Below are 17,686 nucleotides of genomic sequence, written 5' to 3'. Positions count from 1 at the left end.
AATCAGTAAAATAACCCACCAATACCCTCCAACATATCTAGACAGGTAATTTCGCTATGAAGCTTTCCAAACAATTAGGTTCGCTTATCGGTATCACTGTACTGGGCCTTATTCTATTAGGCTACTTTGCACTAACCACCATCCATACATCACTCATTGATAGCCGTAAACATGAACTACAAACCGTTCTATCTTTAGCAACTACACAAGCCCATTTCTATGTGGAACAAGAGAAACAAGGCAAAATACCACGCCAAGAAGCTGAACAAAAAGTCATCGAGTTGCTCTCAAATATGAATTATGGCTCTACTTATATGTGGGCCAGAGATGCAAAAGGCCTTTTGAGAGTCCATGTAAAAAACGAGCTGTTAGGAAAACCAGACCTTAGCAGACTACCTAATGGAAAACTCGCCTACGATAGTTATATAAAAGAGCTAAAAACTGAAGATATAGGCTACATAGCTAACTACATTGCCAAGCCAGGAGTAAAGGGTGATGTTTTAAAAATAAATGCTTTTGTAAACCTTCCAGATTGGAATTGGTTATTAGGGTTCGGTGTTTATATGGATGATGTAGAAAGTGATTTCTGGTCATTTGCTTTGAGCTTTATTTTAATTGGCGTTGCAGTATTTGCCTTGATCGTTATTGCAGGTGTTATGATCGCACGAAGCATTTACAAGACACTTGGCGGTGAACCTCTATACGCTATGCAAGTAACAGGTAGTATAGCCGATGGAAACCTTAACCAGATTATTGAAGGAAAATTCGAATCTGAAAGCCTATTAGGCTCTATTAGCCGAATGCAAAACGCGCTAAAAGATATGGTAGGTAATATTAAAGAAGGGTCCGAACAGCTAACAATAGCTACTAATAACCTAAATCAGCAAATGCAGACCATCACCCAAGCTTCGCAAAACTCTTCCGATGCAACCCATTCAACTGCAGCTGCTATTCAAGAATTGTCGAGCTGCATTGATAACATTTCAGTAAGCGCGAGGAATACAGCAACCAATTCTGAAGTGTCATCGTCTTTGGCGATCGAAGGTGAATCGCAAGTACAAAACGCAGCGAAAAGCATCAACGACGTATCTGCTCAAATTATTACCTCAACGAAGGAGATAGCAGGATTACAAAAACGTTCTATAGAGATAGGCAATATCGTTAAAGTGATTCGCGATATCGCAGAACAAACTAACTTATTAGCACTAAATGCGGCGATAGAAGCGGCTCGCGCTGGTGAGCAAGGGCGAGGCTTTGCAGTCGTAGCTGACGAAGTTCGTACACTCGCCTCACGTACCGCGACAGCGACATCTGAAATAACTGAAACCATTACGATCATTCAGGCTGAAACAGAAAAAGTAGCCAAAACTATGCAATCAGTTCTTCCTAAAGTGGATGCAAGTGTTTCAAGTGCAGAAGATGTGTCATCTATGCTGACTAAAATACGTTCCGGCACAGATAATACCTTAGAGATGATTCGAGATGTAGCGCACTCTGCAGAAGAACAAAATCAAGCAACAGAAAGTCTTGCCCAGCATGTCGAAGAGATTTCAGCAATGGTTGCCAGTACTGCCGAGGCCGTTTCAGAATCAAGAAACAGCATGAATAAATTAGATACTCTCGCGATTTCTCTACATAAGAGCATTAGTTTCTTCAAAGTTTAATAACGGCTCTTTTCCTTGTCTTAGAATCAAAAAGCCGCATATGAACTGACCCCCAGTAATTGGAATGTCCAACTATTGGGGGTCAGTTCATATGCGGCTTTTTTTAGATTTTAAATCAACTCAATTTATACGAGCTGATCTCTTTCAGCACATTTTCAAAACGTTGTTTGGCTTGACCAGATCCTTCATCAGTTTTATTGACCAAATCCAGAATTCGCTCTGAACGCTCGCTGACATTTTGAATGTTACGGTTAATCTCTTCAGATACTTGTGATTGCTCTTCTGATGCTGTAGCAACTCGCTCTATAGTCTGAGTAAGTAACTCAATAGCATCAAATAAGCCTTGCATCATGGTGACATTTTCACCGACCACACTAGACGTTTGTGTTGCCATGCTGGAACATTTATCCATGGATTGTAGGGCACTCTTACCAGAACCCACCAAGGCTTCAATCATAGAACGAATCTCTTCAGTCGAATTTTGTGTACGCTGAGCAAGCGTTCTCACTTCATCGGCAACTACAGCGAAGCCTCGTCCTTGTTCACCAGCACGAGCTGCTTCTATCGCAGCATTCAGTGCCAATAGATTTGTTTGCTCTGCAATGGATTCAATGGTTTGCAAGATAGTACTGATTTGCTCTGTATGACCAGTAACCGACTGCACCGCTTTATATCCGCCATCCACTTCTGAAGATAAATTGGCGATGGACTGTAGAATAGTCTGCATCCGCGCTGAACCTTGAGTACTTTGCTCTCGAATATTGTCCGTCGCTTCTGCTGACGATTGCATATCTTGAGAAATAGTATTACTCGTTAAAGACATCTCTTCTACTGCTGACGCCATAAGGTCGGTTTGATTAAACTGATCTTTGGTTTCTTGCAATGCATTTCTCGAATAGCCACTCAGCACGTTCATACTTTCTTTGGATTCAGACGCCATATCGACCATCAAATGAAAAGATTCACTCAAATGGTCTAAATGGACGTTTAAGTACTGAATAATCTCGCCAAGCTCATCTTTTGATGTATTTTCAATTCTTCCGACCAAGTTACGATCAGAAGACACATTTGATAACGCTTGGCTAATACGTTCAACGCGCTTAGAAAGAGATCGAGTAAGGGAAAATGCCAACCAAATAACAGGAGTAATTAATAGAATAAAACCGATAACTAACCCATTTCGATAAAGCTCACTGCGGGAAGTCAACGAAGCGCTAAGGATATTAATTTCGGAACTGATTTTGTCGGCAACGCCTTTTATCAAGCCTATTTTGGCTGTAGCAAGCTCAAACCAGTCAGCAGGGCCACTCACGGATGAAACATCTTTTGTCGCTAAAAAAGCATCAGTAGCTTGGGTAACTGCCTTCCATTTCTCGTTTTTCATGGCAGCATTCAGTAACGCTTCTTCTTTATCTGACGCAGTCACAATAAAATGCTCTAACTGATGATGCTCGTCTTCTATAAATGCCGCGATCTGTGACTGACGCATAAAATTAGTCGATTTAGCGGCATACACGCCATTTAAAGCACCACGATATTGACCAGCGCGCTCTTTCATCCACAATAAACTTAAACGGGCCTCAAGTGCCTTGGCGATTTCTCGATTACTAATATCTAGAATGACGCGTTGAATCGAATTTAACGCTTGGCGATTCACCTCAGAATAAAAATCAAAAGCGCCATTATCAGCAGCCAAAGCATCTACTTTTTGTCGAACTTTATTTTTGTCCTGCAACATTGTTAAAACAGGGGTTCGTAGACGATTCAAACGCTCAGAAGTAAGCACCTCGAAAGCGCTATCATCTATATTTTTAAGCGCCGCTTCTGCATTATCGGCTACTTTACGCTGCGCCAACAAAGCGTCCTTGCCGCTGCTACCCTTACTACCAAGGAAACCAGCACTTAAACCACGTTCAACCGCAAAGTTGTGCGCTACGCCATCTAAAATGGTCGACAGCTTCACCATATCTTCGGCAATACGTCCCTCATGAACGCGTTCATTTAAATCTTTGACTAAAAACGCCACAATAATAATGGCAAACAGGGATGGTAAAATGCCAACAATGGCTACCGATTGAGATATTTTGAGATTGGAAAATAAGGACACGAGCCTCTCCTTGTCGTTGTTATTAAGCAAGCTTAGATCAAATCATGCACTTTGCATGCCCAGAACTTAATTTTTAAATTATCCAAATTTCGCTACTTTCCTTTTAACCTCCTCGCTTTTCATTCTTGGTTTATTTAATAAGTCACAAAAAAACCACCCGGAGGTGGTTTCTATAAATAAGATGTTGTTACGCTTTGCTATTAACTATTTTTCAGCTCAGCTTCTGGCGCTTCATCTTGTTCAAACACACTCGAATCAGTATGATCAAGCCACTTCGAGGTAATACTACCAGCCGTCATCGCACCATTTACGTTCACAGCAGTACGCCCCATATCGATCAAAGGTTCGATAGAAATCAACAAGCCAGCTAATGCAACAGGCATATCTAAAGCAGACAATACAATTAAAGCCGCAAATGTCGCGCCACCACCGATGCCCGCAATACCAAATGAACTAATGGTTACGATAGCAATAAGTGAAATAATGAAGCTTGGATCTAATGGATTAATGCCTACCGTTGGTGCAATCATCACAGCCAACATCGCAGGATATAAACCAGCACAGCCATTTTGCCCCATCGTCGCACCAAAAGAAGCAGAGAAATTGGATTCACCTTCACCGTTACCTAGACGTTTAACCTGAGTATCGATATTCAACGGAATCGTTCCCGCACTAGAGCGAGAAGTAAAAGCAAACAACAATACAGGTAGAACTTTCTTAAAGTAGCGAAGCGGTGAAATGCCATTAAATGCCAACAAACATAAATGCATGACTAAAATAAGCGCCAACCCCACATAAGACGCCACAACAAAGTTAAGCAAAGTCAAAATATCGGAAACATTTGATCCCGCAACAACCTTGGTCATCAACGCAAGAATACCGTATGGCGTAAGGCTTAACACCATACGAACTAAGGTTCTAACGATAGATTGAGCTACATCAACAAAATGCTCAAAACTTGCACCTAACTTTGGTTCAGCACGAGCAACCGTTACGCCAGCTACACCAACAAAAGCTGCAAAAATAACCACAGCAATAGTTGAAGTTGGACGACTACCCGTTAGATCGGCAAAAGGGTTGCCAGGGAAGAAAGAGGTAATCATGTCAGCAAACGATACACTTGCTAGTCCATCAAGGCGTGTTTCCAATGCTGCACCACGCGCCATTTCGCGAGCACCCTGCACAATACCATCCGCAGACAAACCAAATAAGTTGCTAACGAAAACACCGATCAAAGCAGAAACAGCCGTCGTCGCCAATAATATGCCAATAATGCCACCAGACATCTTGCCCAAAGAGCCCGTGTCTTTCACCTTAATAATAGCGCCAATAATAGACACTAAAATCAATGGCATTATGATCATCTTCAGCAAACTAATATAACCATAACCAACGATATTTACGTACTCTAATGTCTCGTTAGCTTCAGCGCTGCCAACACCATAGATAAATTGCAATGCAGCACCAAAGGCAACACCTAAACCCAAACCAGTGAATACCTGAGTGGATAATGTCTTTTTCGCTTTTTGCAGTTTGAACAGCAATGCGATCAACAAAGCGAAAACTGCTAAGTTAATAATGGAATACAACATGGAGAGAAAACCTTAAAAAATAAATCATAGAACACCGACCCCTTACTCATCTAAACATCAATAAATAAGGTAAATCGATAAGTTGCCGCCATGTTAACAAAATGCTGACTAAATGGATAAGAAGGAAATATGATTAACTTATATAAGAAAAATGTATAAGGATGAAACTTGAGCGCATTACAAAATACTCAAAAATCACAAATCGTCACACATATTAATTTGCACAAATGAACGAATTCGGTTTGTATTAGAGAAAGTAGAAACGCCCCACCCAAACTCGGCATTCAAAACTTATTACAAGGACGTGAATGGTGACTAGCAAAAAACGGATATTCAAACGATTATCTATCAGAATTCTAGTCGCAAACATGTTCCTTCTGGCTATTGTTATTACAGCCTCTGTTGCCATTTCACTGCAGTACAGTGCCAGTAAAAGAATGGCCGTCAGCCATATGTTATCTAGCATGAATTTACTTTCTGACCATATGAGCGACAGCGTTTATAGCCTAGAGAATGATGCAAAACAGACTGTCAGCTTACTTGCAGAATTAATCAACAGTGATCTATCTGATGCGAGTATCGAACGTAAAAGCAGTTTATTTGCTCAGTTCTTAAAAAAACGTCCCGAGCTATACAGCCTTTACATTGGTGACAAACAAGAACATTTTTTTCAGCTCATCAACCTAGATTCAGCCAAAGATATAAGACAACGAATGGGTGCTCAGCCAGATGATCGTTGGGCTGTTGTCGAAGTCTCAGGCAGTAATGAAAGACGTCTACGACAAACCTACTTTTACACCTCTACTTTTCACCTTAATCACCAGCAAACGGAAAACAGCAATTTCTACCCAACTGAACGACCATGGTTCGCAGCTTCAGCACAAAATGATATCTATAAAACCCCGCCTTACCTTTTTCAGCATCTACAAATATCCGGGCAAACCTACGCTCAACGAATACGTAATACAGACCAGGTAATTGGCTTAGATATTCTCTTATCGTCTTTATCTGATCAACTGTCTCTATCTTCATCAAAACTAATTAATGGGCAAGAACAAGCTTTTTTGTTTAGCCAAAATGGAGAAATTATTGCCTCGAACATTAATAGCACCCACTCTGTTATCACACCTGAAATACAACCAATACTATTAAGTCAGCAACAAAAAGAAGCCATCACCAATCTAGGTCGCCTTAAAGTATCTAATCAGAATGATTGGCGCCCTTTTGACTTCAGCGAGTCAGGAGTACCAAAAGGCTACTTTATCGAGTTGATGCAAATGATTAGCGCTATGACAGGTCTTAAGTTTGACTACATAAATGGCTTCAGCCGTGAACAACTTGTCCAAAAATACAAAGATGATGGGATTGATATTTTACTGTCTGTACAAAAAGCTCAAAACACAGATATTGAAGGATTATACAGCGTTCCATTGCGAGATATTCCGTATGCCATTGTAACAAAAAATATCACGCAAGAACCAAAGTCGTTAAGTGACTTAAATGGAAAAACCGTCGGCTTTTTAGGCCGCTGGTCAGTCCTACCAACGCTCAAAACACACTTTCCAAACATAAAATGGCAAGAGTCCATCACCGAACGAGATCTCATTTCACGCCTACAATCCGGACAATATGACGCCATTATAGGTGCATCTCCTGTCCTAAAATCGACAATAAGCATAATGGAAGCTGAAGGCTTACAAGTGTACGATGAATTAGTAGAAATCAACAATATCGTACCTAGTCACTTTTATCTGGTAACAAAAGAAAAGCAAAAATTTGCGCTCGATTTAATCAATCAGGCATTAAGTCAAATTACACCTGCTCAACGAGATGCTCTAGATGTTGCTTGGCTACAGCAGAATACCCAGTATATGCAAGATCATCTTGATATTCCCTTTAAAAAATTAATCAAAACTGCTGATGATCCAAACGCTAAACAGCCTCTGATTATCAAAAAAAATGACGGTACCCGCTACTATATTTTTATCAAAAATATAGGTAATGACATATTCACCAAACAATACTTTACCGCTGTCATAACAGAGAAAATGCTTTTCCAACAAGCAACTAAAGAGGCTTTTCATTCAGCATTATTAAGCGCCTTAGTGATGGTGATCCTATTACCGATTATCTGGCTTTTCAGTACGCCGATAGTCCGTCCCATTCGACAATTACAGCGAGTAACAGAGAAAATCAAACTACGCCAATTTGACGATGTAGCATTTGTAGATTCCAATATCAAAGAAATCTGGCAACTGTCCAACTCCTTTGTTTCAATGTCACAAGATATTAAACAGCACGAAGCCAGCCAAAAAGGATTTATGGAGGCATTAATTCGTCTAATCGCAACGGCTATAGATGACAAGTCGGCACACACCGGCGGTCATTGCTATCGGGTTCCTGAACTTGGATTGATGCTTTCTGACGCCTTAGAAAAAGCCGAAGAAGGCCCTTATAAAGCGTTCAAATTCGCCAATGACAATGAACGACTAGAGTTCCGCATTGCCGCTTGGTTACACGACTGCGGCAAAATCACCATGCCAGAACACATCATAGACAAAGGCTCAAAGCTCGAATGCACTTACAATCGCATTCATGAAATTCGCACACGTTTCGAAGTCTTATGGCGTGATGCAGAAATAGATTACTTACATAAAGTACATATTGAAAAGCAAGATCCTACCATCGCCTTAACGGTATGGGAGGAACGCCAAACAATACTTCAAGAAGAATTCGCTATAGTTGCCAAAGCAAACGTCGGCAGTGAATTAATGAGCGAAAAAGACAGACAGAAAATAAAAGAAATTGGCGCGCAAGAATGGATACGTCATTTTAGTAATCGCTTAGGCTTATCCCCTGCGGAAGAAATGATGCTCGCCAAGCAACCACAAGCAGGCAATCAAGAGGATAAACAGCTCGGTCAACAAGCCGTAACAGAAACCTTGCTATCCGATAAACCAGAACACATCATTCCACGCCATAAAGAGATCACATTTGACGCGTCTTTAGGCATCAAGATGGCAATACCAAAGCATCAATATAACCAAGGTGAAATCTACAACCTGACCATAAAAAAAGGCACGCTTACCAAGGAAGACAGATTTAAAATCAACGAACACATCATCAGCACCATTACCATGCTAGACAGCCTTCCGTTCCCACCAGAGCTAAGTCGAGTCCCTCTTTACGCCTCTACTCACCATGAAAGAATGGACGGACAAGGCTACCCGCGGAAACTCAATGCAGAACAACTCAGCCTGCCTGATAGAATACTCATGATCGCCGATGTATTCGAAGCTCTCACCGCCTCAGATAGACCTTATAAAAAAGCCAAGCCAGTCAGCGTCGCCATCGACATCATGTTTAATATGTGCCAAGAAGGACACCTCGACTTACAACTCTTCCGCTTCTTCCTAACAAGCGGCACCTACTTACAATACGCACAGAAATTTTTACCAGAAGACCAAATCGATACCGTTAATATCAAACTTTATTTAGAAGGCTGACCTAAAAAACGCACCTAAAAAACGTACTTAAAAAAGTACCTAGAACACCGCCCAAAGATAAGCCAAAAAACACAGCAGCGTTGCGCCATTTCGCTATATAACGCACTATACAACGCATCGATATAAATCCTATTGTCAGACCATTCCATAAGGTTAAATCTATGCGATTATTCAACTCGCTAAGTGTCATATTATTGAGTTTCTTAATGCTTAGCCCTTCGACTTACGCAGAAGAAGTTTATGCTGCCGTCGCCTCGAACTTCACAATCGCCATGAAAGACATAGCCAAACAATATGAAGAAGAGTCTGGCAATAAAGTTGTTTTATCCTTCGGTTCCTCGGGTAAATTCTTCGCCCAAATTCAAAACGGCGCTCCGTTTCAGGTATTTCTATCGGCTGATGAAAACAAACCTGATGCCTTAGAAAAAGCAGGATTAATCGTTACAGGTACTCGTTTCACCTATGCTATTGGTGCCCTAGCATTATGGTCAGCTAAGCCTGATTTTATCGATAACAATGATGCTCGCTTAAAAAGCGGTGATTTTAATAAATTAGCATTAGCCAACCCAAAACTTGCGCCCTATGGCGTTGCTGCAACAGAAGTATTAGAGGAGTTAGGACTAACAGAATCAACTAAATCAAAATGGGTAATGGGCGAAAACATTTCACAAACCTATCAGTTTGCCAGTACAGGCAATACAGACTTAGGATTCGTTGCACTGTCACAAATCATGAGTGAAGGGCGAATTGCAAAAGGCTCAAGTTGGATAATTCCCACTGATCAATACAGCCCTATACGCCAAGATGCCGTATTATTAAAAAGCGCAGAAAATAGCACTGCAGCAAAAGAACTACTTGACTACCTACGTAGTGACAAAGCTCGTAGCATCATTCATTCATACGGTTATAAAACGGAATAACACCACAGCATGCTTTCTGCGTCAGACCTAGAAGCCATTTGGCTAACCTTTAAAGTAGCGACAACTGTTACTGTTATTTTACTGCTCATTGGAACCCCAATCGCATGGTGGTTAGCACGTACCCGCTCTCGCCTAAAAGGCCCAGTCGGTGCCATAGTCGCGTTGCCACTCGTTTTGCCACCCACTGTGCTGGGGTTTTATCTTTTGATAGCAATGGGACCCAACGGTTTTATTGGTCAACTAACCCAAGAGCTAGGGATAGGAACATTACCTTTTACTTTTTGGGGGCTGATAGTCGCGTCTGTGTTTTATTCTCTGCCCTTTGTCGTACAACCCATACAAAACGCCATTGAAGCAATTGGAGAACGACCATTAGAAGTAGCTGCCACCTTACGAGCTGGCAGCTGGGATCGCTTTTTCACTATTGTATTACCATTAGCAAAGCCCGGTTTTATTACTGCAGCGATTTTAGGTTTTACGCATACTGTCGGCGAATTTGGGGTTGTCTTAATGATTGGCGGAAATATTCCCGGACAAACTCGTGTTGTATCAGTGCAAATCTATGATCATGTTGAAGCATTGGAATATGACCAAGCCCATAAACTCGCCGCAATCATGGTGATTTTTTCATTTTTAGTATTGCTCGGCCTGTATAGCTTTCAACGAAAAAATACACTCTGGGGAGCGAAGTAAGCATGCCAACAAACAACACCACTACAGAGAATACAGAAAGTATAGAAAATACAGAAAAAGGCCTGTATGCCAGATTTCACTTACAGCACTCAAATACAAAATCATCAGGCTTTGCTTTAAATGTCGACCTAACTCTTCCAGAAAGTGGCCTAACGGCTATTTTTGGGCAATCAGGTTCTGGGAAAACCACCTTACTACGCTGTATCGCAGGACTAGAGCGAGCACAACAAGGGCACTTTGTGATGAAAGGGGAAATATGGCAAAGCGATACTATTTTCCTACCGACTCATAAACGGCCATTAGGCTATGTGTTTCAAGAATCTAGCCTCTTTACCCATCTAACCGCAAAAGGCAATTTAGATTACGCCATAAAACGCAGTGGCATTCCTCTGCCAGCCAACTTATACGAACAAGTCATCGACTTAATGGGCATCGAATCCGTACTGACGAATAATTCACAGCAACTGTCTGGCGGTGAAAAACAACGTGTTGCCATCGCCCGAGCCTTATTGATTCAACCCAAATTACTACTCATGGATGAGCCCTTAGCATCGCTAGATAACGCAAGAAAACAAGAAATTCTGCCCTACCTAGAAAAGCTTCGCTCTACCCTCAAAACACCCATTTTATATGTCAGCCATTCTGTGGAAGAAGTCATGCGCCTGGCAGATCATGTGGTGCTGATGCAAGACGGCAAAGTTGCCACTCAAGGGCATGTAGAGGAGGTTTTTTCGCAACTTAAATCACCACTGCTGGTGAATAATGACACTGGCGTCATCTGGCAAGGCAAGATTATTGAACAAGACAATAAGTGGCACTTATCAAAAGTATCTTGCGCAGGTAGCGACTTATGGATTCGTAACAACGGCGACACTCTAGGACAAAATGTTCGAGTAAGAATACTCGCCACTGACGTAAGTTTAACGCTCACTTATCATGAAGATTCCAGCATATTGAATCGACTACCAGTAAAAGTCCTCGAAATTGTTGCAGACAAGGACCCAGCAATGGCGTTAGTACGATTACAAACAGAGCAAAATACGCTTATAGCAAGATTGACCTACCGATCCGTTGAGCACCTAGCCTTGGCAGAAGGAAAAGCACTCTGGGCTCAAATTAAAAGTGTGGCTCTTGTAAGGTAATCACATAAACAGAAAAAGAGATGAAGAGACTCAGAAGCGAAGAGAATCTATCCGTCTCTGAGTAATATCACGCTTGGCGCCTTAAATAACGCACAAGCTTTATTGCCCACTTCTAGCGCTAATTCCGTGGCACTGATGTTGGTAATAATCGCAGATACAGACTTTCCACCCCCAATATCTAACGTCACGTCCGTATTAACTGCACCTGGTAACAAACGCGAGATCGTACCAACCAGCTTGTTTCGAGCACTGGTGACAACGCCTGTATCAGTACTCAAAATCACCGAAGAAGCCTTGATCAAAGCCACTACGTCACAACCTTTCTTCAACGCAAGTAGCTCAACACTTTCCTGAGTAATCATCGCAATGATCAATTGATTAGTACCGATATCCAACTCAACCTCAGCATTTACAGCACCAAGAGTAATATTACTAACCGTACCTCGAAATTGATTTCTTGCACTCGTTTTCATACTCTCACTCTTCATAAAACTCGCCACATCATTCAAGGTATGCAGCTTATCACCTAAACGCTCAATGAATTTCTGATGCTCATCCTGCAAGGCTTGGAAACCTGAAATCACCCTATAGCCCAACTCGGTTAACAGAGTTCCGCCACCTTGCGCGCCGCCGGTAGAACGAACCACCAAAGGCTGAGCCGACATATTATTCATCGCATCAATACGATCCCAAGCGGTTTTATAACTGATTCCCACCTGCTTTGCGGCCTTGGAAATAGAACCACACACATCAATAGCGGCCAACAACTCAATTTGCGCAGATGCAAAAGATTTATGCTGCTCGGTTAATAAGAAAACCTCCCCCTTCAACCCAGCCAACGCTGTTTTCTTATCTGTCATAAAAACCTGTTTGCTAATTGCATCTATAATCTTACTAACCAGTTTATATTAAAGACAATTTTAATACCCATGGTATTAAAAAACATCATCAGATAAACCAACGAGAAGAAGTAACAAACTTAATATAGAGAGAGTAATCATTACATATCAGTCGATATGACAATAAATTAGATGGTAATGACTTACACGATTTACGAGAATAGTCGACAGGAGCGTACTGAATCGGAGGTAATAAAAAAGCCCCGATAAGTCAGTTTACACTAACCTATCGGGGCTTATTTTATATGGTGGGCCTGCCCAGACTTGAACTGGGGACCTGCCGATTATGAGTTTTAATCCCTATTGGTTGATGCAGCTTCACACAGATTGATAAAAATATATTTATACTTATAGATCAATTATTTAAATTTTAAACAGTTTTATTAAGCTTTACTTAACTATACCTATATTGATAGATTATGTAGCACATTTGTAGCACGTAATTTAGGTATTATATGAAACTGAAGTTCACTAAAGAGATCATTTCCGCCATAGAGCCGTCAGATAAAAGACAGCGCATTCAAGACGCCAAGGTCGATGGACTAGTGATTGAGGTACTTCCTTCAGGCAGAAAATCGTTTCGTGTCTACAAACGTCTCAAAGGACATACCTCCCCTGTAAGTATCACATTAGGTCAATTCCCTTCTTTGACTATTGAGAACGCTCGAAAAAAAGCATTAGAGAAGTTATCCAAGCTTGCACATGGCATCAACCCAAATGAACAAGCAAAAGCCGATGCCAAGTCAAAAATTACACTTACAGAAGTTTATGATGACTACATATCACAAAAGGAGCTGTCTGAGTCGAGCTTGCGAGGCTATAACCAAATAATGCGATCATATCTTGCTGACTGGCATAAAGCGGCTCTTGCAGACATTACAGAGAGCATGATCAAGGAAAAACATGCGAGTCTCTCACGCACTAGTCGAGCGCAAGCCGACTATTGCATGAGAGTACTCAGAGCTTTATACAACTTTGCTCAATTTGAATATAAAAACGCTCAAGACAAACCAATTTTTCTCTACAACCCAGTTCAAATACTTAGCCACAAAAGACAATGGAATCACGTACCGCGCAAACAAACACGCCTCACTCGATCTGAAATCCCTAAATTATTGAGCGGCCTAAATACGATTCGTGAAACCGCAGACACATTTTTGTTTGCGGTCTGTGACTTTGTTGAAATAGCCTTATTCACAGGATTAAGAAAATCAGAACTACTAAACTTGAAATGGGAACAGGTGAACCTTGAAGAACGAACTTTCCGAATTTTAGAGACAAAAAATGGTGATGCGTTAGAACTACCAATGGCAGATCATTTATATTCTATCTTTGAGAGACGAAAAACAATAACCAACAATGAGTATGTCTTTCAAGCTGACAACGATTATGGATATGTTCGAGAGCCCAAAAAATCAATACAGAAAATTATAGATGAAACAGGGATTAGCTTTACACTTCACGACCTTAGAAGAACCTTTACAAGCACGGCTGAACTCTTACGAGTCGGCACCTATACAATTAAACGATTACTTAACCATAAAACAGGAAGAAATGATGTTACGGCTGGCTATACTATTTTAACATCTCATGAACTTAAAGCTCCCTCTAGAGAAATTGAAAATGAAATTCTCAATAACCTAGAGGGAGCTAACCAATAATTTTTAATATCTTTAAAGGCTAAGTTCTAAATTTTTTTCTGATATCAAATTTAGACTTACTCTTTGGTGACTTCAATCCCATATAATATTTATAAAGATAGGCAAAGGAATATTTTTTCTTTCCGCCAGGTATAAAGGTCATAAACACTATACCATTTAACTCTAGCATTTCCTCAAAAACCCTAAATGGAATTTCTTTTAGATCAGGATGATTATTTTTAACTTGAAAAATAAGCTTTTCAAAATCATTTTGAAGAAGAGATGAGTATTTTAAGTCATCTGTAACTAGTCCATTTCGAATATCTTCGACAACATACTTAATTAGTTCATTTCCCTCTTCACTAGCTAAGTCTTTAAAATAGTTATCGACAGCTTCTGACCTTACACTTTTCGACTCACAATAGGCAACATTTAAAACGGCATCTCCTCTCAAAGCATTCCCATCTCTCTTTTGCTCATTAATTGCTAATTTTATCAAATCAAGAAATGGTCTTAAACTTACAGTTTTATCAGCATTTTTGAGATTATTATACAATGCTTCATAAGAATCTAACCAATTCTCTCTAGGCTTTCCAAAAAAGGCTGTAACCAATGGCTTCAATACATTCTCATCAGTAGGTAATTGATTAAGTTGATTTTTCTTTTTAAGCTTTGACTCAATAACATTCTTTACATAACTCTTTGACATTCTTTGAGATAAAAACTCAATGAAATCTTGTTTAGAATAGGCGTATATTATTTTAAATAAAAAAACATACATCTCATCAGGAGACCACTCTAAGTTTATTATTTGATGATCAATAGAACTCTTATTTGTTATATTACCAAGTTTTTTATACAGATCTCGCCTTAAAAATAATTTCGGAAATATTCTTTCCCAATTATTATTTTGACATAAGCGAATAAGAGGAGATATCCCAACATCCCACTCATTTGGTTTTACAACAAAATCTAACTGATCAAATGTAACAATCAACCTAGAATCATTTTTCTTAAAAGCCTCATCTATTGAATAAAGAGACTCTTCAATCTTTAAATACTTTGTATCATCTTCAATAACATCGGTTATTTTTTTTGCACTTGAAAGATCATTACGAACTTCAAAATATAGATCATTACGATATACTGCATTTTTTCGACATATAGCCAACCACAAATATAAATTCCAAAACTTATTCACGAAGTTTTCATTATTTATTTTCTCATCAAAAAAAGAAGATAAAGAAATAAAACCAGCAGAATTCTTAGCTCTATCATCAGGTATTACATTTAATATATCAAAATTCAAATGTTTCTTTTCTGCACGAATAACTAAAAGTTCAAAAAATGTATCATCCTGTAAAGCTTTATAGAATGCAGTCTTCCCTGTACCCTTACCACCTAAAAGTATTTTATATTCGGGCAGAAATAAATCGTGCATACACTGTCTAACATAAAAATCATTTTCAAAAAAATTATCATTGAAAGTTACATTTTCAGCATATTTTTCTGGAAAGTTACTTAATAAATTATCAAGCAATATGTCACTTAAATTCTTCCCTTCAAAAACAGAATCAGTAGGCGAAGTTTCCTCCGCATAGAAAGCTTCGCTAATAGATTCATCAAAAACTTCTTTTCGCTGATCAAGATCAGAACTTAACTTGTAGCACTCTTCAATTTCGTCACTAAGGTAAGAAAAAAAATCTTTATATTGAGTAGAATAATTCATGAGATCTTTAACATCTTCACTTTTTTCAAATTTTGTACCAATAAATTCTAGATCATTCTCTCGAACAAAGTGAAAAACAGGAATAGAATTATCTAATCCTTGTTGATTATTGATTGTATCTTTAAAATCATTATGTCTTCTCGCTGCTGAAATAGATAATATAGATAATATAATGCAGAGTTTTGACTTTTCATGTTCAACAACAAATTTATCATATAAAAATTCTAAACCAGGTCTATTTTGTATATCATCCCCTGCTAAAGCCACTATTTTATTAGACAACTGGGATAGTACACCAAAGACGTTATTAAACCCTGTCCTAGAATCGAACAATATAACATCAGGACTATAGTTCTTTTCAATATCCTTAACCAAACCATCAAAGTCTCTTAATAAGACATTTTTACCTTGAATATCTATTCTTGAAAGCCCTTCAAGATAAAAGTTTTTTTCTTTATCAAAGATATTACCTGCTGGCATCATGTTAATTTTCCCTTCTCCACTCAAAGTAGAAGAAGTTTCATAAACATAGTTCGAGTTAAGTTCTAAACTAGGTATAAATTTTTTATCATTAAAATACTCAATTACACCATTTTTAGGGTTGTCAAATTGAGATATATCAAAAAAATTAATTAACCCTGGAGCTTCAAAATCACAATCAACAACAAAAACTCTTTTACCTTTATTAGCAAGATACCTAGAAAAAAGAACTAGCGAAGTCGTTCTACCAACGCCACCTTTATAACTATAAAATGTAACAACTGGCGTTTTACTTTCTTTTTCATAGTTACTTTCTTCAATAAGACCATCTAAAGATCGCCTAACACCAAGATTTATCTTATCCTCACCTTCAAACAAATAGGACTCATCTTCATAAGACTGAGAGTCAAGAAAAACAAATTCTACTTCATACAAGCTCAGGTCTTCGTTATAACCAGCGACTTTAGCCAGAGAAGAGATATCAGATATAGAATCACTAAATATTGAAACGATTAAAGATTGATTTAAATTTAATTTCACATTGAAATCATATATATCTTTGCTTTCAATTAATCCACTTAAACTATTATTTAAAAAATCTATAAACTTAAAAGACTCTAACATTTAATTATTCCTTATTACATATTTTCCACTACTGAGAAAATCTCTTCGGCTTTCAAATTAAAATCTTTAACATGAACATAACTATCACAATATCTAAACTGAATTGGAATTTCACTATACAAATATCTCACATCGGCATCCCAATTTTTATATAGCAGCTTAACTTCTTTTGATACACCGTTAAAACCACTTACCAAAGGAATATCACCTTTATGTCTATTGAGATATTCTGAATAACGTTCAAATTTATGATTTTTGATCTGACCAGAGAAAGTTAAACCATTTTGATCTAGATCTTTTATGTCTTTATTTCTATCATATTCAATGAAGTAATAAATGCCATATTTTATTGAGCATTCTACAACGTACCCAGAAAGATAATACAAATTAATTGTTAACTCTTTAATTCTAGCTTTATTTTTACTTTCACGTCCAATTAAAACCTCAACTTCTTTTTTTAATATATCACAAGTGTTTTTATGTTTCCTAGCGGAGTTTAAAAAATCTTTATATTTCATAAAAAACCAAAAAAATAAATTGAATATTACACTCTATTTAAAATTTAAAAACTCTCTCAATTAAAAATTAGAAAAAGTATCATTATCAATAAAGCTCTAAAAACTCGATTTTTAATATATACATTCTGATAATAAAAATTAATTCTATTACTTTTAACAATATCAGCCTTGA

11 protein-coding genes are annotated in these 17,686 nt (G+C 38.6%); 6 read left to right on the top strand and 5 right to left on the bottom strand.

Translation table 11 applies throughout. The features are described 5' to 3' along the window. Nucleotides 1-56: 56 nt before the first annotated feature. Nucleotides 57-1,664: a methyl-accepting chemotaxis protein gene (locus tag BUA59_RS13665; protein WP_072840257.1), complete on the top strand. Its 1,608-nt coding sequence runs from the start codon at nt 57-59 to the stop codon at nt 1,662-1,664. Between the two features lie 115 nt (nt 1,665-1,779). Here BUA59_RS13665 and BUA59_RS13660 read toward each other — a convergent pair whose 3' ends face one another. Together BUA59_RS13660 and BUA59_RS13655 are read right to left on the bottom strand one after the other, a co-directional pair. Further along, nucleotides 1,780-3,771, bottom strand: a complete 1,992-nt coding sequence (locus BUA59_RS13660) for a methyl-accepting chemotaxis protein (RefSeq protein ID WP_072840256.1) — start codon at nt 3,769-3,771, stop codon at nt 1,780-1,782. Nucleotides 3,772-3,971: 200 nt separating this feature from the next. Next, nucleotides 3,972-5,363: an L-cystine transporter gene (locus BUA59_RS13655; RefSeq protein ID WP_072840255.1), complete on the bottom strand. Its 1,392-nt coding sequence runs from the start codon at nt 5,361-5,363 to the stop codon at nt 3,972-3,974. A 308-nt stretch (nt 5,364-5,671) separates the two neighbouring features. Here BUA59_RS13655 and BUA59_RS13650 point away from each other — a divergent pair, with 308 nt between their 5' ends. The 4 genes from BUA59_RS13650 (at nt 5,672) to modC (ending at nt 11,624) form a co-directional block, all read left to right on the top strand. Continuing rightward, nucleotides 5,672-8,869, top strand: a complete 3,198-nt coding sequence (locus BUA59_RS13650) for an HD domain-containing phosphohydrolase (RefSeq protein WP_072840254.1) — start codon at nt 5,672-5,674, stop codon at nt 8,867-8,869. Nucleotides 8,870-9,030: 161 nt separating this feature from the next. Further along, nucleotides 9,031-9,789, top strand: a complete 759-nt coding sequence (modA, locus tag BUA59_RS13645; protein WP_072840253.1) for a molybdate ABC transporter substrate-binding protein — start codon at nt 9,031-9,033, stop codon at nt 9,787-9,789. Nucleotides 9,790-9,798: 9 nt separating this feature from the next. After that, the gene (gene modB / locus BUA59_RS13640) at nt 9,799-10,482 is read left to right on the top strand and encodes a molybdate ABC transporter permease subunit (RefSeq protein WP_012068696.1); all 684 of its coding nucleotides are present in this window, start codon (nt 9,799-9,801) and stop codon (nt 10,480-10,482) included. 2 nt (nt 10,483-10,484) lie between these two features. Next, nucleotides 10,485-11,624 (top strand): molybdenum ABC transporter ATP-binding protein, encoded by a 1,140-nt coding sequence (gene modC / locus BUA59_RS13635; RefSeq protein WP_072840252.1) that lies wholly within the window; start codon nt 10,485-10,487, stop codon nt 11,622-11,624. Nucleotides 11,625-11,671: 47 nt separating this feature from the next. On the opposite strand, the gene BUA59_RS13630 is transcribed toward modC, so the two are convergent. Continuing rightward, nucleotides 11,672-12,484: a TOBE domain-containing protein gene (locus BUA59_RS13630; RefSeq protein ID WP_072840251.1), complete on the bottom strand. Its 813-nt coding sequence runs from the start codon at nt 12,482-12,484 to the stop codon at nt 11,672-11,674. A gap of 494 nt (nt 12,485-12,978) precedes the next feature. Between BUA59_RS13630 and BUA59_RS13625 the strand changes: the two genes are divergently transcribed. After that, nucleotides 12,979-14,184, top strand: coding sequence for a tyrosine-type recombinase/integrase (locus BUA59_RS13625; RefSeq protein ID WP_072840250.1), 1,206 nt, complete (start codon nt 12,979-12,981; stop codon nt 14,182-14,184). Nucleotides 14,185-14,203: 19 nt separating this feature from the next. Here the strand turns inward: BUA59_RS13625 and BUA59_RS13620 are convergent, their stop codons facing one another. Together BUA59_RS13620 and BUA59_RS13615 are read right to left on the bottom strand one after the other, a co-directional pair. After that, entirely contained in the window at nt 14,204-16,996 is a 2,793-nt protein-coding gene (locus BUA59_RS13620; RefSeq protein WP_072840249.1) for a KGGVGR-motif variant AAA ATPase, read from the bottom strand. Nucleotides 16,997-17,010: 14 nt separating this feature from the next. Then, nucleotides 17,011-17,514: a hypothetical protein gene (locus BUA59_RS13615; RefSeq protein ID WP_072840248.1), complete on the bottom strand. Its 504-nt coding sequence runs from the start codon at nt 17,512-17,514 to the stop codon at nt 17,011-17,013. Between the last annotated feature and the right edge of the window lie 172 nt (nt 17,515-17,686).

This window comes from Marinomonas polaris DSM 16579, assembly GCF_900129155.1.
GTDB lineage: Bacteria > Pseudomonadota > Gammaproteobacteria > Pseudomonadales > Marinomonadaceae > Marinomonas > Marinomonas polaris.
This window is presented reverse-complemented; position numbering and strand designations above follow the sequence as displayed.